This is a genomic window from Streptomyces sp. NPDC046985 (assembly GCF_040644415.1).
Taxonomy (GTDB): Bacteria; Actinomycetota; Actinomycetes; order Streptomycetales; family Streptomycetaceae; genus Streptomyces.
The window spans coordinates 1-15,989 of sequence record NZ_JBEYWK010000036.1 but is presented as its reverse complement, the minus strand read 5'-3'; the positions used below and the strand labels follow the sequence as shown (position 1 = coordinate 15,989).

Annotated in this window: 8 protein-coding genes; 7 read left to right on the top strand and 1 reads right to left on the bottom strand. The window is 74.1% G+C overall.

Annotation, left to right across the window (positions count from 1 at the left end):
* Positions 1-122: 122 nt before the first annotated feature.
* The 6 genes from glgX to ABZ861_RS30535 all read left to right on the top strand — a co-directional run bounded on the left by glgX (position 123) and on the right by ABZ861_RS30535 (position 11,773).
* Entirely contained in the window at positions 123-2,312 is a 2,190-nt protein-coding gene (glgX, locus tag ABZ861_RS30560) for a glycogen debranching protein GlgX (protein WP_361637038.1), read from the top strand.
* Positions 2,313-2,855: 543 nt separating this feature from the next.
* Complete coding sequence (locus ABZ861_RS30555) at positions 2,856-4,781, top strand: ABC transporter ATP-binding protein (RefSeq protein WP_361636985.1); 1,926 nt, start codon at positions 2,856-2,858, stop codon at positions 4,779-4,781.
* Complete coding sequence (locus tag ABZ861_RS30550; protein WP_361636982.1) at positions 4,778-6,637, top strand: ABC transporter ATP-binding protein; 1,860 nt, start codon at positions 4,778-4,780, stop codon at positions 6,635-6,637. Before ABZ861_RS30555 ends, ABZ861_RS30550 begins: the two co-directional genes overlap by 4 nt.
* 460 nt (positions 6,638-7,097) lie before the next feature.
* A complete protein-coding gene (locus ABZ861_RS30545) occupies positions 7,098-9,137 on the top strand; it encodes a M4 family metallopeptidase (protein ID WP_361636979.1) in 2,040 nt (679 codons plus the stop codon).
* Between the two features lie 294 nt (positions 9,138-9,431).
* On the top strand, positions 9,432-11,090 hold the full coding sequence (locus ABZ861_RS30540) for a M4 family metallopeptidase (protein ID WP_361636976.1): 1,659 nt from the start codon (positions 9,432-9,434) through the stop codon (positions 11,088-11,090).
* 164 nt (positions 11,091-11,254) lie between these two features.
* Entirely contained in the window at positions 11,255-11,773 is a 519-nt protein-coding gene (locus ABZ861_RS30535) for a DUF1990 domain-containing protein (RefSeq protein ID WP_361636973.1), read from the top strand.
* A gap of 434 nt (positions 11,774-12,207) precedes the next feature.
* Here the strand turns inward: ABZ861_RS30535 and ABZ861_RS30530 are convergent, their stop codons facing one another.
* On the bottom strand, positions 12,208-14,856 hold the full coding sequence (locus ABZ861_RS30530; protein ID WP_361636971.1) for a glycosyltransferase family 1 protein: 2,649 nt from the start codon (positions 14,854-14,856) through the stop codon (positions 12,208-12,210).
* A 345-nt stretch (positions 14,857-15,201) separates the two neighbouring features.
* Here ABZ861_RS30530 and ABZ861_RS30525 point away from each other — a divergent pair.
* On the top strand, positions 15,202-15,989 hold a 788-nt coding region (locus ABZ861_RS30525; RefSeq protein ID WP_361636968.1), incomplete at its 3' end, for a maltotransferase domain-containing protein.

Below are 15,989 nucleotides of genomic sequence, written 5' to 3'. Positions count from 1 at the left end.
CCGGGGACGGGCGCGCCGTCGAGGACGAACGCGCGGCCGGGGCGCCCCGGCGCGGCGCCGGGGACGGGCGGGGCGCCGGCGGGGACGGGTGGAGTGTCGGCGGGGAGCGCCCGTCCGTCGCCGTGAACGGCGGCCGCCGCGGCGCGCCGCCGCCCACCGTGCCGGTGTGGCCGGGTGCGCCGACGCCGCTGGGCGCCCGCTTCCGGACCGGCCCGGAGGGGGTCGCGGGAACCAACTTCGCGCTGTGGGCGGGCGGGGCGGAGGCGGTGGAGCTGTGCCTGTTCGACACGGCGGGCCGGGAGACCCGCGCCCCGCTGACCGAGCTGACCCACGAGATCTGGCACGGCTTCGTCCCCGGGGTCCGCCCCGGGCAGCGCTACGGCTACCGGGTGCACGGCCGCTGGGACCCCTGGACCGGCGCGCGCTGGAACCCGGCGAAGCTGCTGCTCGACCCGTACGCCCGCGCGGTGGACGGCGAGTACGCCGACCACGGGCTGGCGCCGGAGCGGTACGGGCACGTCCGGGACTGGCCGGAGCAGCACGTCGCGGACACCGTGCGCGACGACCGCGACTCCGCGCCGTTCGTGCCCAAGGGCGTGGTCGTGCACGACGACGACGACTGGTCCGACGACCGCCGCCCCAAGACCCCGTGGGCGGACTCGGTCATCTACGAGCTGCACGTGCGCGGCTTCACCAAGCTGCACCCGGAGATCCCCGAGGAGCTGCGCGGGACCTACGCGGGCCTCGCCCACCCGGCGGCCATAGCGCACCTGGCGCGGCTCGGCGTGACGGCGGTGGAGCTGCTGCCGGTGCACCAGTTCGCGCACGAGGACCACCTGCTGCGGCGCGGGATGCGCAACCACTGGGGCTACAACTCCGTCGGCTACTTCGCCCCGCACGCCGGCTACGCGGCCTCCGGCACGGCCGGGCAGCAGGTCGGCGAGTTCAAGCGGATGGTGCGCGCGCTGCACGCGGCCGGGATCGAGGTCATCCTCGACGTGGTCTACAACCACACCGCGGAGGCGAGCGAGTACGGCCCGACGCTGTCGCTGAAGGGCATCGACAACCAGCGGTACTACCGCCTGGGGCCCGACGCCCGCCGGTACGCCGACTACACCGGCTGCGGCAACACCCTGCACGTGGTGCAGCCGCACGTGCTGCGCCTGATCACCGACTCGCTGCGCTACTGGGTGACGGAGATGGGGGTGGACGGCTTCCGCTTCGATCTGGCCGCGGCGCTGGCCCGCTCCATGCACGACGTGGACATGCTCTCCCCGTTCCTCGCCGTGATCGCCCAGGACCCGGTGCTGCGCCGGGTCAAGCTGATCGCCGAGCCGTGGGACGTCGGCGCGGGCGGCTACCAGGTGGGCGCGTTCCCGCCGCTGTGGACGGAGTGGAACGACCGCTACCGGGGCGCCGTGCGGGACTTCTGGCGGCACGCGCTGCCCGACGTGCGGGAGATGGGCTACCGCCTGTCCGGCTCCAGCGACCTGTACGCCTGGGGCGGGCGGCGCCCCTACGCCTCGGTCAACTTCGTCACCGCGCACGACGGCTTCACCCTGCGGGACCTGGTGAGCTACGACCGCAAGCACAACGAGGCCAACGGCGAGGGCAACCGGGACGGCACGGACGACAACCGCTCCTGGAACTGCGGGGCGGAGGGCGAGACGCCGGACGAGGGGGTCCGGGCGCTGCGGCGCCGGCAGCTCCGCAACCTGCTGACCACGCTGCTGCTGTCCACCGGGGTGCCGATGCTGGTGGCGGGCGACGAGATGGGCCGCACCCAGGGCGGCAACAACAACGCCTACTGCCAGGACAACGCGACCGGCTGGCTGGACTGGACGCTGCTCCAGGACCCCGGCTGGCAGGCCCTGTTCCGGCTCACGTCGCGGCTGATCGCGCTGCGCCACCGGCATCCGGTGCTGCGCCGCCGGGCGTTCTTCTCCGGGCGCGCCCATTCGGCGCACGGGCTGCGGGACGTGGCCTGGTTCACCGCCGAGGGCGCGGAGATGACCGAGGGCGACTGGTACGCGCCCGCCGCCACCTTGGGCATGTACCTGTCCGGGCGGGACATACCGGGCCGCGACGAGCGCGGCGACCCGGTCGCCGACGACAGCTTCCTCGCGGTCCTGCACGCCGGGCACCGCCCGGTCGGCTTCACGCTGCCCGGTCCTCCCTGGGCGCGGACGTATGAGCTGGTGGTGGACACCTCGCGGGAGGAGCAGGCGGAGGCGCCCGGGGTGCGCTGCCGCGCGGGCGGGACGGTCACCGTGCCGCCCCGCTCGGTGCTGCTGCTGAAGGCCGCCGGCTGACCCGCGCGGCCTCGGACGCCGGCCTCGGCGGGGGCCGGGGCCGGGGGCCCGGGGATGTCGGCCGACGCGCGTGCCCCGGCGTCGGTCAAACGGTCGACGCGGTGTCACGACCGCGCAAGCGCCGGGGCGTCACGGCCGTGGGGCGCCGGGGGGTCACGGCTCCGCAAGCGCCGCAGCGGCTGGGGCGGCTACGGCGTCCGGGGCGGTCGGGGCGACCTTGGCGTCCGGGGACAGTCCGGGTCTCCCAGACAGCCGGGGCGGTCGGGGCCTCCCGGGCGGCAAGGCGTCCGGGGCGACCGTGGCGTCCGGGGCGACCGTGGCGTCCGGGGACGGTCCGGGTCTCCCGGACAGCCGGGGACGGTCCGGGTCTCCCGGACGTCCGGGGACGGGCCGGGTCTCCCAGACAGCCGGGGCAGTCGGGGCCTCCCGGGCGGCCGGGGCTGCCGGGGCGGTCGAATGGGCAGGTCGTAGGACCGGCGACGGAGCGGGGTCCGGCCGAAACTCGGTGGGCCGCGTCAGCCGCAATCCGTACGCTCACTCCTGATGTCCACGACAGCCCCCTCCCCCCAGCCCCCGACCGGCGCCGCCGACCGGTCCGCCGTCCGCACGCTGCTGCGCCTGTGGCCGTATGTGCGGCCGGTGCGCGGCCGCCTCTTCCTCGCCGCGTTCACCGCGATCGTCGCCTCCTGCGTGGGGCTGGTGATCCCGCTGGTCCTGAAGTGGATGGTGGACGGCCCCGTGGCGCACCGGGAGCCGCGGGGCGTGTGGCTCGGCGCGCTGGGCCTGCTGCTGCTCGGCGTGGCCGAGGCGGTGCTGTTCGGGCTGCGGCGGTGGCTGGTGGCGCGCCCGCTCGCGTACGTCGAGGCGGAGATGCGGGGCGCGCTCTACGGGCGCCTCCAGCGGCTGCCGATCGCCTTCCACGACCGGTGGGCGTCGGGCCAGTTGCTCTCCCGCGGCACCACCGACCTGATGCTGCTGCGCATGTTCCTCGCCTTCCCGCTGACGTTCCTCCTGGTCAACGCGGTGACGATCCTGGTGGGCGTGGCGATCATGCTGTTCCAGGACTGGACGCTGGGGCTGGTGATGCTGACGCCCGCCGTGCCGCTGGTCGCGCTCAGCTCCGTCTTCGAGAAGCGGTACGCCGAGGCGGCCCGGCTGGCGCAGGACCAGGTCGGGGACCTGACCACGGTGGTCGAGGAGAGCGTGCTCGGCATCCGCGTCATCAAGGGCTTCGGCCGCCACCGCAGCCAGGCGCGGGCGTTCCGCGATCTCTCGCGCACCCTGCGCGGCACCGAGCTGCTCAAGGCCCGGCTGCTGGCGACGATCTGGGCGCTCATCATGACGCTGCCCGAAGTCGCCCTCGGGGCCGTGCTGGTCGCGGGAGCGGTGCGGGTCGCGGACGGCTCGCTGTCGGCGGGGACGCTGGTGGCCTTCCTGTCCACGGCGCTCGCGTTGCGCTGGCCGGTGGAGTCGATCGGCTTCCTGCTGGCGATGAGCCAGGAGGCGGCGACGGCGACCGAGCGGTACTTCGAGGTCATGGACGCCGAGCCGGAGCCGCCCGAGTCGCCGCGGGCCGGTCCGCGGGACGCGCCGCGCGCCGTCGCGCCCGACGGGCTGCGCTTCGAGGACGTCGTCTTCCGCTACCCGGACGCCGCGCCCGGCTCGGCGCCCCTGCTCGACCGCGTCGACCTGCACGTCCGCCCCGGCGAGTCCATGGCCCTGGTCGGCGCGACCGGCAGCGGCAAGACGACGCTGACCGCGCTCGTGCCGCGCCTGCACGAGGTGACCTCCGGCCGGATCACCCTGGACGGCCGGGACGTCGCCGCGATGCCCCGCGAGGAGCTGCGGGCGCTGGTCGCCGTCGCCTTCGAGGAGCCCACCCTGTTCTCCACGAGCGTCGGCGAGAACGTCCTCATGGGCGCGGGCGCCTCCGGTGACGGACACGGCGACGGCGGCACAAGAGGCGGGGACGGAAGCGAGGGCGGCCACGGCGGCAGCGGCGAGGACGACCGCCGAGGCGACGGCGACGGCGCCGACACGGCGGCCGCCCTGGACCGCGCGCTGTCCGTGGCGCAGGCCGGCTTCGTGCACGCCCTGCCCGAGGGCGCCGCCACCCGGGTCGGCGAGCAGGGCCTGAGCCTGTCCGGCGGCCAGCGGCAGCGGCTGGCGCTGGCCCGTGCCGTGGTCGGCCAGCCCAAGTTCCTGATCCTGGACGACCCGCTGTCCGCCCTGGACGTGCACACGGAGGCCGCCGTGGAGGCGGCCCTGCGCCAGGTCCTCGCCGGCGCCACGGCCCTGATCGTCGCGCACCGCCCGTCCACCGTGCTGCTCGCCGACCGCGTCGCCCTGCTGTCCGGCGGCCGGATCACCGCCGTGGGCACCCACCGCCAACTGCTGCGCGACCACCCCGAGTACGCCCGCCTGATGTCCGGGACCGACTCGCCCGACCAGGAGGACGACCACCGATGACGGCCCCCACGACGACCGTCCCCGCCGCCGAGGACGAGCCGCGCCTCCCGTCGCGGCAGGGCGCCGGCGACCCCTTCGACCGGGACGCCCTGCCCGCTCCGCGCGGCGCCACCGCCGCCCTGCTCCGCTCGCTGCTGGCGCCCATGCGGGCGCGGGCGGCCGGCGCCGCGCTCCTGCTGGTGCTCCAGCAGGCGGCGGTCCAGACCGGCCCGCTGCTGGTGGCGTACGCCATCGACACCGGCGTGCCGGCGCTGCGCGCGCACGACACCGGCCCACTGGTCGCGGTGGGCGCCGGCTACCTGCTGTCCGCGCTGGTCTCCGGCGCCGCGCAGTGGGCGTTCATCGTGGTCTCGGCCCGCGTCAACCAGGACGTCCTCCTCGACCTGCGCGGCCGGATCTTCCGGCACGCCCAGGCGCTCAGCGTCGACTTCCACGAGCGCTACACCTCCGGCCGGCTCATCTCCCGCTCCACCACGGACGTGGAGTCGCTGCGCGAACTGCTCAGCGAGGGGCTTCAGGAGCTGTTCGCGGTCATCCTGTCGTTCGTCTCCATCGCCGCGCTGCTGCTCTGGCTGGATCCGGGCCTCGGCGCGGTCGCGGTGGCGTCGTTCGTGCCGCTGTATCTGCTGGTGCGGCTCTACCGGCGGCGCGCGGGGCGGGTGTTCGAGGACCGCTCCACGGCCATCGCCGCGGTGATCGTGAAGTTCGTGGAGACGATGAACGGCATCCGGCCGGTGCGCGCGTTCCGCCGCGAGGCGGCCAACGACGCGGACTTCCGCCTGCTGAACCGCCGCCACGAGCACACCAACGGCGACGCGCTGCTGGAGATGGCCCGCTACGTGGTCGGCTCCCGGCTGGTGGCCAACACTGCGGTCGCGGTGATCGTGCTGTGGGGCGCCTACCGGGTGACGGACGGCTCGCTGGAACTGGGCGTGCTGGCGGCGGCGGTGCTGTACCTGCGGCGCCTGTACGACCCGATCGACCGGCTGGGCATGTTCCTCAACTCCTACCAGTCGGCGGCGGCCTCGCTGGACAAGATCGCCGGTCTGCTCGCCCAGGCGCCGTCCGTGCCGGAACCGCAGGCGCCGCGGCGGCTGCCGCCGCCGGAGCCCGGGATGCCGGGCCGCGAGGCGGTCTTCGACGGCGTCCGCTTCGCCTACCGCACCGGCGGCGAGGTGCTGCCCCGCTTCGACCTGCGCATCCCGGCCGGGCAGACCGTCGCCGTGGTCGGCTCCACCGGGGCGGGCAAGTCGACCCTGGCGAAGCTGCTCGCCCGCTTCTACGACCCGACCGAGGGGCGGGTGCTGCTGCACGGGGTGGACCTGCGCGACCTCGCCGTGCCCGAACTGCGGCGCGGGGTGGTGATGGTGACCCAGGAGGCGTTCCTCTTCTCCGGCACGGTCGCCGAGAACATCGCCGTCGGCCGCCCGGAGGCGACCCGCGCGGAGATCGAAGCCGCCGCCGCGGCCATCGGCGCGCACGACTTCATCGCCGCGCTGCCCGACGGCTACGACACCGACGTGCGCAAGCGGGGCGGCCGCATCTCGGCCGGTCAGCGCCAACTGGTGTCCTTCGCGCGGGCGCTGCTCGCCGATCCGGCGGTCCTGATCCTGGACGAGGCGACCAGCTCACTGGACGTCCCGGGCGAGCGGGCGGTGCAGCGCGCGATGGCCACGGTGCTGCGCGGCCGCACGGCGGTCGTGATCGCCCACCGCCTGTCCACCGTGGAGATCGCCGACCGGGTGCTGGTGATGGAGCACGGCCGCATCGTGGAGGACGGCGCCCCCGCCGAACTCATCGCGGGCACCGGCCGGTTCGCCGATCTGCACCGCGCGTGGCGGGACAGCCTGGCCTGAGCGAATGCGGGTCCCGACGCGACCCGGGACCCGCACCCCCGGCCCGTGACCCGGAAGGCGCCGGTGCACCGACGGCGCCGGTGCATGGACGCGCCGGTGCACGGACGGCGCCGATGCACGGACCGGGTGCGGGTCCGTATACCGGACATGAACATCCGGACAACGAACCATTTCCAGCCAACTTAATGACACGGTCCTGACAAGCGCGCACGTCTCCTGTCACTCTTCCCCTCGGTTCGTTCACAGCCACCCCACAGCACCCCCACCGCTCCACGGCTGCGGACCGATCGGCACCCCCGGCACGTCGCTCGCCGATGCGCCGCGCACCCGCATGGCAACGCACTTCGCACACCGCACTTTTGCACCCGGCTCCGCGCGCGGCGCGGCGCCGCCCGGACGGCTCAGCACCGTCCGGATCTCCCCCCGGCCGCACGCACCCGCGGCCACGCAGAAGGAGTCAGTGTTGAGTAGCAGCTCTCGCAGACACACCTCCCACACCGCCCACCGCCGCGCCGCGGGCGTCGCCCTGGCCGGCGTCGCCGCCCTGATCGCCACGGCCGTCCAGTCCGGGGCCGCCAGCGCCGTCCCCGCGCAGGCGCCGCACGCGGACCGGATCAACCCGGCCCACACGGCCGCCAAGCTCACGCCCTCGCAGCGAGCCGAGCTGGTCCGGGACGCCGACGGCGCCACGGCGCGCACCGCCAAGGACCTCGGACTGGGCGCCCAGGAGAAGCTGGTCGTCAAGGACGTCGTGAAGGACGCCGACGGTGCCCTGCACACCCGCTACGAGCGGACCTACGCCGGTCTGCCCGTGCTCGGCGGCGACCTAGTCGTCGACACCGCCCAGGGCCGGACCCAGCACGTGCGGAAGGCGACGAACGCGACCCTGAAGGTCAGCAGCCTCACCCCGGCCGTGTCCACGGCCGCCGCCGACCGGCAGGCCGTGCGGCGCGCCCAGGCGCTGGGAGACGCGAAGGCCACGGTCGACCACTCCTCCCGCAAGGTGATATGGGCGGCGAGCGGCGCCCCGGTGCTGGCGTACGAGACGGTCATCGGCGGCTTCCAGGACGACGGAACGCCCAACCAGCTCCACGTCGTCACCGACGCGCGGACGGGCAAGGAGCTGTTCCGCTTCCAGGGCATCGAGACCGGCGTCGGCAACACCCAGTACAGCGGCCAGGTCGCCCTGACGACCACCCAGTCCGGCTCGACGTACACGCTGACCGACGGCGCGCGCGGCGGCCACAAGACGTACAACCTGAGCGGCGGCACGTCGGGCACCGGCACGCTGTTCAGCCAGTCCAACGACACCTGGGGCAACGGGACCACGTCGAACCCCGCGACCGCGGGCGCCGACGCGCACTACGGCGCGGCGGTCACCTGGGACTTCTACAAGAACACCTTCGGCCGCAGCGGCATCCGCAACGACGGCAAGGCGGCCTACTCGCGCGTCCACTACGGCAACGCGTACGTCAACGCGTTCTGGGACGACAGTTGCTTCTGCATGACCTACGGGGACGGCACGAACAACAGCGACCCGCTGACCTCGCTGGACGTGGCCGGGCACGAGATGAGCCACGGCGTCACCTCCAACACCGCGGGCCTGAACTACTCCGGCGAGTCCGGCGGCCTCAACGAGGCCACCTCGGACATCATGGGCACCGGCGTGGAGTTCTACGCGAACAACAGCACGGACGTCGGCGACTACCTCATCGGCGAGAAGATCAACATCCGGGGCGACGGCACGCCGCTGCGCTACATGGACAAGCCGAGCAAGGACGGCAACTCCGCCGACTCCTACTCCTCCGGCGTGGGCAGCAAGGACGTGCACTACTCGTCCGGCGTCGCCAACCACTTCTTCTACCTGCTGAGCGAGGGCAGCGGCGCCAAGACCATCAACGGCGTCAGCTACAACTCGCCCACCTCGGACGGCCTTCCGGTCACCGGCATCGGCCGCGACAAGGCGCTCCAGATCTGGTACCGGGCGCTGACCACCAAGTTCACCTCCACCACCAACTACGCGAGCGCCCGCACCGGCACGCTCGCGGCGGCCGGTGAGCTGTACGGCACCTCCGGCGCCGAGTACAAGGCGGTCCAGGACGCCTGGGCGGCCGTCAACGTCGGCGCGCGCTCCGGCGGCGGCTCGGGCGGCGGCACGGTCTTCGACAACCCCGCCGACGTGCAGATCCCGGACAACGGTCCGGCGGTCACCTCGTCGATCACGGTGAGCGGGCGCACCGGCAACGCGCCCTCCAGCCTCCAGGTCTCGGTGGACATCGTGCACACCTGGCGCGGCGACCTCCAGATCGACCTGGTCGACCCGAACGGGAAGTCGTACCGGCTCAAGAGCAGCGGCTACGACCCCAACCCCGACGTGCACCAGACCTACACGGTCAACGCGTCCTCCGCGCCGGCCAACGGCACGTGGAAGCTGCGCGTGCAGGACCTGGGCGCGCAGGACACCGGCTACATCGACGACTGGAAGCTGACCTTCTCCTAAAGGTCCCCGCGCGGGCCCCGGACCCCCTCGGCGGGGGTCCCGGTCCGGCCCGCAGCCGTCGCAGGCCCCAGAACAGGGCGCCGTCCCGGAGGAAGCAGCACCCGGGGCGGCGCCCGTTTCACTTGCCCGAAACATTCTTCGGACAGACGGTTTCGAGCCAACATCACGACAGGCTCATGACATGTACGCATCCTTGATGCCACTCTTCCTCCACCCGCCGCACGAGCACAGCACCCTGACACTCCATCCGGTCGACGCCCCACGCCGACCGGACTCCCCCACGAAGGAGCTTGTGTGACTCCCCGCATCGCACGTCACAAGCGCACCACTCTGGCCGTCGCCACCGCCGTCGCCGCCGGCGCCCTCCTCAGCACCGGGCTGACCACCAGCGCAGCCGCCCAGAGCCCGGCCGACGCCGGCCGCACCGCGGCGCCGGCCGCCGCGCCCGCCGCCCTCTCCGCCGCGGCCCACAGCGCCCTGATCCAGCAGGCGCAGAGCGGCGCCGCCGAGACCGCCCGCCAGATAGGACTCGGCGCCAAGGAGAAGCTGGTCGCCAAGGACGTCGTCAAGGACGCCGACGGCGCCCTGCACACCCGCTACGAGCGCACCTACGCCGGTCTGCCCGTGCTCGGCGGCGACCTGATCGTCCACACCGCCGCGTCCGGCAGAGCCGAGGGCGTCACCAGAGCGACCACGGCGGCCGTCAAGGTGGCCTCGCTGACGCCGAAGCTCGCCCCGGCCACGGCCGCGAAGCAGGCGCTCGCCCTCGCCAAGGACGCCGGCTCGGCGAAGACCTCGGCCGACCAGGCGCCGCGCAAGGTCATCTGGGCCGGCGGCGCCAAGGCCGTCCTCGCCTACGAGACGGTCGTCGGCGGCCTCCAGGACGACGGCACCCCCAACCAGCTCCACGTCGTCACCGACGCCGCCACCGGCAAGAAGCTCTACGAGTACCAGGGCATCGAGACCGGCACCGGCAAGACCCTGTACTCGGGCCAGGTGACGCTCAGCACTGCCAAGTCCGGCTCCACGTACCAGCTCTACGACACCACGCGGGGCGGCCACAAGACGTACAACCTCGCGCGGGGCACCTCCGGCACCGGCTCGCTGTTCACCGACGCGGACGACATCTGGGGCACCGGCACGGCCTCCAGCTCCTCCACCGACCAGACGGCCGCCGCCGACGCCGCCTACGGCGCCCAGGAGACGTGGGACTTCTACAAGAACACCTTCGGGCGCTCCGGCATCAAGAACAACGGCGTGGGCGCCTACTCCCGCGTGCACTACGGCAGCAACTACGTCAACGCGTTCTGGGACGACAGTTGCTTCTGCATGACCTACGGCGACGGCTCGGGCAACAACCACCCGCTGACCTCGCTGGACGTGGCCGGGCACGAGATGAGCCACGGCGTCACCTCCAACACCGCGGGCCTGAACTACTCCGGCGAGTCCGGCGGCCTCAACGAGGCCACCTCGGACATCATGGGCACCGGCGTGGAGTTCTACGCGAACAACGCCTCCGACCCGGGTGACTACCTCATCGGCGAGAAGATCAACATCAACGGCGACGGCAGCCCGCTGCGCTACATGGACAAGCCCAGCAAGGACGGCGGCTCGGCCGACTACTACTCGTCGGGCGTGGGCAACAAGGACGTGCACTACTCGTCCGGCGTCGCCAACCACTTCTTCTACCTGCTGAGCGAGGGCAGCGGCGCCAAGACCATCAACGGCGTCAGCTACAACTCGCCCACGTACAACGGCGCCACGATCACCGGCATCGGCCGCGCCAAGGCGCTCCAGATCTGGTACAAGGCGCTGACCACGTACATGACGTCGACCACCAACTACAAGGGCGCCCGCACGGCGACCCTGAACGCGGCGTCGGCCCTGTACGGCTCCAGCAGCACCGAGTACAAGACGGTCGCCGCCACCTGGAGCGCGGTCAACGTCAACTGACGCCGCGACCGGCTGAGGCCGCGACCGGCTGACACGGGCGGCGCCCGGAAGGAGGACTCCTCCCGGGCGCCGCCCTCAGCCGTGTCAGACCGGCTCGCGCGGGATCAGCGCGCCGGACGTCGGGCGCCCGGCGGGAGCCGCCAGATACGCCCTAGGCTATGGCCATGGCTTCGGCAGACTTCACCTACGAGGAGGTCGGGGGGACCCGCGCGCAGGGCTGCTGCCCGCCCGGCTTCCGCCCTCTGTACGTGCGCAGCCGCATCGGCGAGGGCGAGGAGGTGTTCCGGCGCGCGGCCGAGGCGGTGCTGACCTGGGAGATGCACCGCGCCCTCGGGGTGCGCGTCGACACCGCCGCCGAGCGCGCCGCCCCCGGCGCCGACGTCACGGTGACGCTGGCCGGCCTGATCAAGGCGCCCTGCCGGGTGGTGTGGACGCTCGACGAGCCCCGCCGGGCGGGCTGGGCCTACGGCACGCTGCCCGGCCACCCCGAGACCGGCGAGGAGTCCTTCGTCGTCGACCGCACCGGTGACGGCACGGTCTGGCTGACGGTGACCGCCTTCAGCCGCCCCGCCAAGTGGTACGCCCGCGCCGGCGGCCCGGCGGCCCGCGGCTTCCAGCACGCCTACGCCCGACGCTGCGGCACGGTGCTGCGCCGACTGTGCGCCGGACTCTCGGAAGACTGACCCGCACCAGGTAGACGCCGGAAGCCGCCCGCGACGCACGCGGGCGGCTTCCGGCGGCTCTCCGGACCGCGGGAGCGCCGCCCCAACTCCGCGCCCGCCGCCCAGCTCGGGGGCGGCAGCCCACGCGGGGGCCCGGGGATGCCTTCCGGCGGTACTCCGGGCCCCCCGGGGGGGCCGCCGGGGGGGCCGGCGGCCCGCGCGGGACCAGGCAGACGGCCGACCCATACGGGCCGGGGAGGCGGCCGCCCGCACGGGCCCGGGGGCGCCTTCCGGCGCTCTCCGGGCCGCGGAACGGGAGCGGCCGCCGGACTCCACGGCCCGCACGGGCCCGGGAGCCGCTGCCCGCGCGGGGCCCGGAGCGGACGCCCGCGTGGGGCCGGGGCGGCGGACCCCCGCCCGGGACCCGAGGGCGGCTGCCCGCGTGGGGTGTTTCGTTAGCGCATCAGGAGGCCCGCGCCCTCGCCTGTCTCTGGTGACGGCACTGTCACCAGGCCCAGTTCCGCGCCCGAGGCGAGGAGGCGGTGGGCGGGGAGGATGCGGACGGTGTAGCCGTAGGGGCCGGTGCGGTCCAGGGACAGCGGGCCCTCGTAGACCCAGCGGCCGTCGGCGTCGGGGGCGCCGCTCGGCTTCAGCGGGACCGCGTCGGCGTCCGTGATGCGGTCCTCCTCGTCGACCCGGCCCGAGACCGCCTGCACCTCGACGTCCTCCGGGCCGAGTCCGCCGAGCCCGACGCGCACCCGCAGCCCGAGGGCGCCGCCCAGCTCGGCGGCGGGCGTGGACGAGGCGCCCTGCGCGAGGTCGGCGAGCGGGGCGGACGCCTCCACGTGGTCCACGCTCACCTCGTGCCAGGCCGCCCGCACGCGCGCCTTCCAGGCCGCCAGCTCGCGGGCCGCGCCCGCGTTCAGCGAGCGGTGGGCGTGCGCCGCCGGGGTGTAGAGGCGCTCGACGTACTCGCGGACCATGCGGCCGGCCAGCACCTTCGGTCCCAGCAGCGTCAGGGTCTGGCGGACCATCTCGATCCAGCGGTCGGGCAGCCCGCCCCGGCCGCGCTCGTAGAAGCGGGGCGCGATCCGCTGCTCCAGCAGGTCGTAGAGCGCGGCGGCCTCGATGTCGTCGCGGTGCTCGGAGTCGTAGCCCACGCCGTCCGCGGTGGGGATCGCCCAGCCGAAGTCGGGCTGGTACCACTCGTCCCACCAGCCGTCCAGGACCGAGAGGTTGAGGCAGCCGTTGAGGGCGGCCTTCATCCCGGAGGTGCCGCACGCCTCCAGCGGGCGCAGCGGGTTGTTCAGCCAGACGTCGCAGCCCTGGTAGAGCTTCTGCGCCATCGCCATGCCGTAGTCCGGCAGGAAGACGATCCGGTGCCGCACCCGCGGGTCGTCGGCGAAGCGCACCAGCTCCTGGATGAGCCGCTTGCCGCCGTCGTCGGCGGGGTGCGCCTTGCCCGCGATCACGATCTGGATCGGCCGCTCGGGGTGCAGCAGCAGGTCCATCAGCCGGTCGCGGTCGCGCAGCATGAGCGTCAGGCGCTTGTAGGACGGCACCCGGCGGGCGAAGCCGATGGTCAGCACGTCCGGGTCCAGCACGCCGTCGATCCAGCCCAGCTCGGCCGTGCCCGCCCCGCGCTGCCGCCAGGACGCCCACAGCCGCCTGCGGACCTCCCCCGTCAACTGCTCGCGCAGCTCGCGCCGCAGCTCCCAGACGTCCGCGTCGGGGATGTCGGCGACCGCGTCCCAGCGGTCGGAGCCGCCCGTGGACAGGGCGTCCTCGGTGCGCTGGGCCCCGATCTGCCGGGCGCCGAGCCGGAACACCTCCGGCGCCACCCAGGTCGGGGCGTGCACCCCATTGGTGACCGAGGTGATCGGCACCTCCTCGGGGTCGAACCCCGGCCACAGTCCGCGGAACATCTCCCGGCTGACCCCGCCGTGCAGCAGGGACACCCCGTTGGCGCGCTGGGCGAGCCGGAGTCCCATCACCGCCATGTTGAACAGGTTCGGCTCGCCGCCCGGGTAGCTCTCCATGCCCAGGCGCAGGATGCGCTCGACGTCGATGCGCGGCAGCTCCGCCTCGGGCCCGAAGTGCCGGGCGACCAGCTCGCGGTCGAAGCGGTCGATGCCGGCCGGGACGGGCGTGTGGGTGGTGAAGACGGTGCCCGCCCGCACCGCCTCCAGGGCCGCGTCGAAGTCCAGCCCCTCATCGCCCAGTTCGGCGATCCGCTCCAGGCCGAGGAAGCCGGCGTGGCCCTCGTTGGTGTGGAACACCTCCGGCCCGGGATGCCCGGTGAGCCGGCAGTACGTCCGGACCGCGCGCACCCCTCCTATGCCCAGCAGCATCTCCTGGAGCAGCCGGTGCTCGCTGCCGCCGCCGTAGAGCCGGTCGGTCACCCCGCGCTCGCCGAGGTCGTTCTCCTCCACGTCGGAGTCCAGCAGCAGCAGCGGGATCCGGCCGACCTGGGCCACCCAGATCCGGGCGTGCAGCCACCGGCCGCGGGGCAGCGCGAGCGAGACGCGGGCCGGGCCGCCGTCGGCCTCCCTGAGCTGGGTGACGGGCAGCTCGTCGGGGTCCAGGACCGGGTAGTGCTCCTGCTGCCAGCCGTCCCGGGACAGGGTCTGGCGGAAGTAGCCGTGCCGGTACAGCAGACCGACCCCGATCAGCGGCACGCCGAGGTCGCTGGCCGCCTTGAGGTGGTCCCCGGCGAGGATGCCGAGGCCGCCGGAGTACTGCGGGAGGGCCGCGGTGATGCCGAACTCCGGCGAGAAGTAGGCGACGGCGGCCGGCAGCCCCTCCGGCTGCGTCTGGTACCAGCGGTCCCCGCCGACGTAGTCGCGCAGGTCGTCGGCGGCGGCGGTCAGCCGGCGCAGGAAGCGGCGGTCCCCGGCCAGCTCGGTCAGGCGGGCGGACCGGACGCCGCCGAGCAGCCGCACCGGGTCGCCGCCCGAGGAGGCCCAGTTGTCCGGATCGACGGACTGGAACAGGTCGCGCGTCTCGGCGTGCCAGGACCAGCGCAGATTGCGGGCCAGCTCGCTGAGCGGTCGTAGGGGCTCGGGGAGAACGGGACGGACGGTGAACCGACGGATCGCCTTCACATTCCACCTCGGCGCGTTCGCTGATGGACGCACGGCACAGTGCGCTTCGCTGGAAGGACGCACGACGCTGTGCGTCCCGTCACGTCACCGTACCGGCGCCGGGACGGCCGCGGCGGGGGTTACGCCGCCGGCCGTACCAAGACAAGGCCAACTTTCTGTGCAGACATGCGCGCGACTAGTTAGCGACGAGCCGGATTGCTCACCCGAATAGGGTGGGAAGGCTTCTCGAGTACCCGACAGCACCGACCCGGCACGACACACCGACCGGCACGACTCCCGGACCCGCGGGACCTGCCTCCCCACGCACATTCGCCCGCACTCTCGTTGACGCGGACAGGAGCGGTCATGCCCGCCACGCACCACTCGCCCCAGCCCCCTGCCACCACCCGTCCGGGCGCCGCGCCCGCACGCGACACCGGCCCGCCGGGCCCCGGCGCCGCTTCTGACGCGGAGCGGCGCACCGGAAGAGAGACCCCGGCGATCGGCCGCATCCCCGTCCTCGACGTCCGGCCCGTCGTCCAGCGGGGGCGCCGGCCCGCGAAAGCGGTGACCGGTGAGTCGTTCCAGGTCAGCGCCACCGTGTTCCGTGAGGGGCATGACGCGGTGGCCGCGAACGTCGTGCTCGTGGACCCGGAGGGCCGCCCCGGTCCGTGGACGCCGATGCACGAGCTGGCGCCGGGCACCGACCGCTGGGGCGCCACCGTGACGGCCGGCGAGCCCGGCCGGTGGACGTACCACGTGGAGGCGTGGGGAGACCCGGTCGCCACCTGGCGCCACCACGCCCGGATCAAGATCCCGGCCGGCCTGGACACCGGGCTGGAGCTGGAGGAGGGCGCCCGGCTGCACGAGCGGGCGGCGGCCGAGGCGCCCGAGGGGCGCGCACGGGACGCTCTGCTGGCAGCGGCGGCGGCCCTGCGGGACGAGACGCGGCCGGCCGCGTCGCGGTTGGCGGGGGCGTTGACGCCGGAGGCGGACGCGGCGCTGGCGGCGCATCCGCTGCGGGAGCTGGTCACGGCCTCCGCGCCGCTGCCGCTGCTGGTCGAGCGGGAGCGGGCCCTGTACGGGGCGTGGTATGAGTTCTTCCCCCGCTCCGAGGGCACCGATCAGGTGCCGCACGGCACGTTCGCCACCGC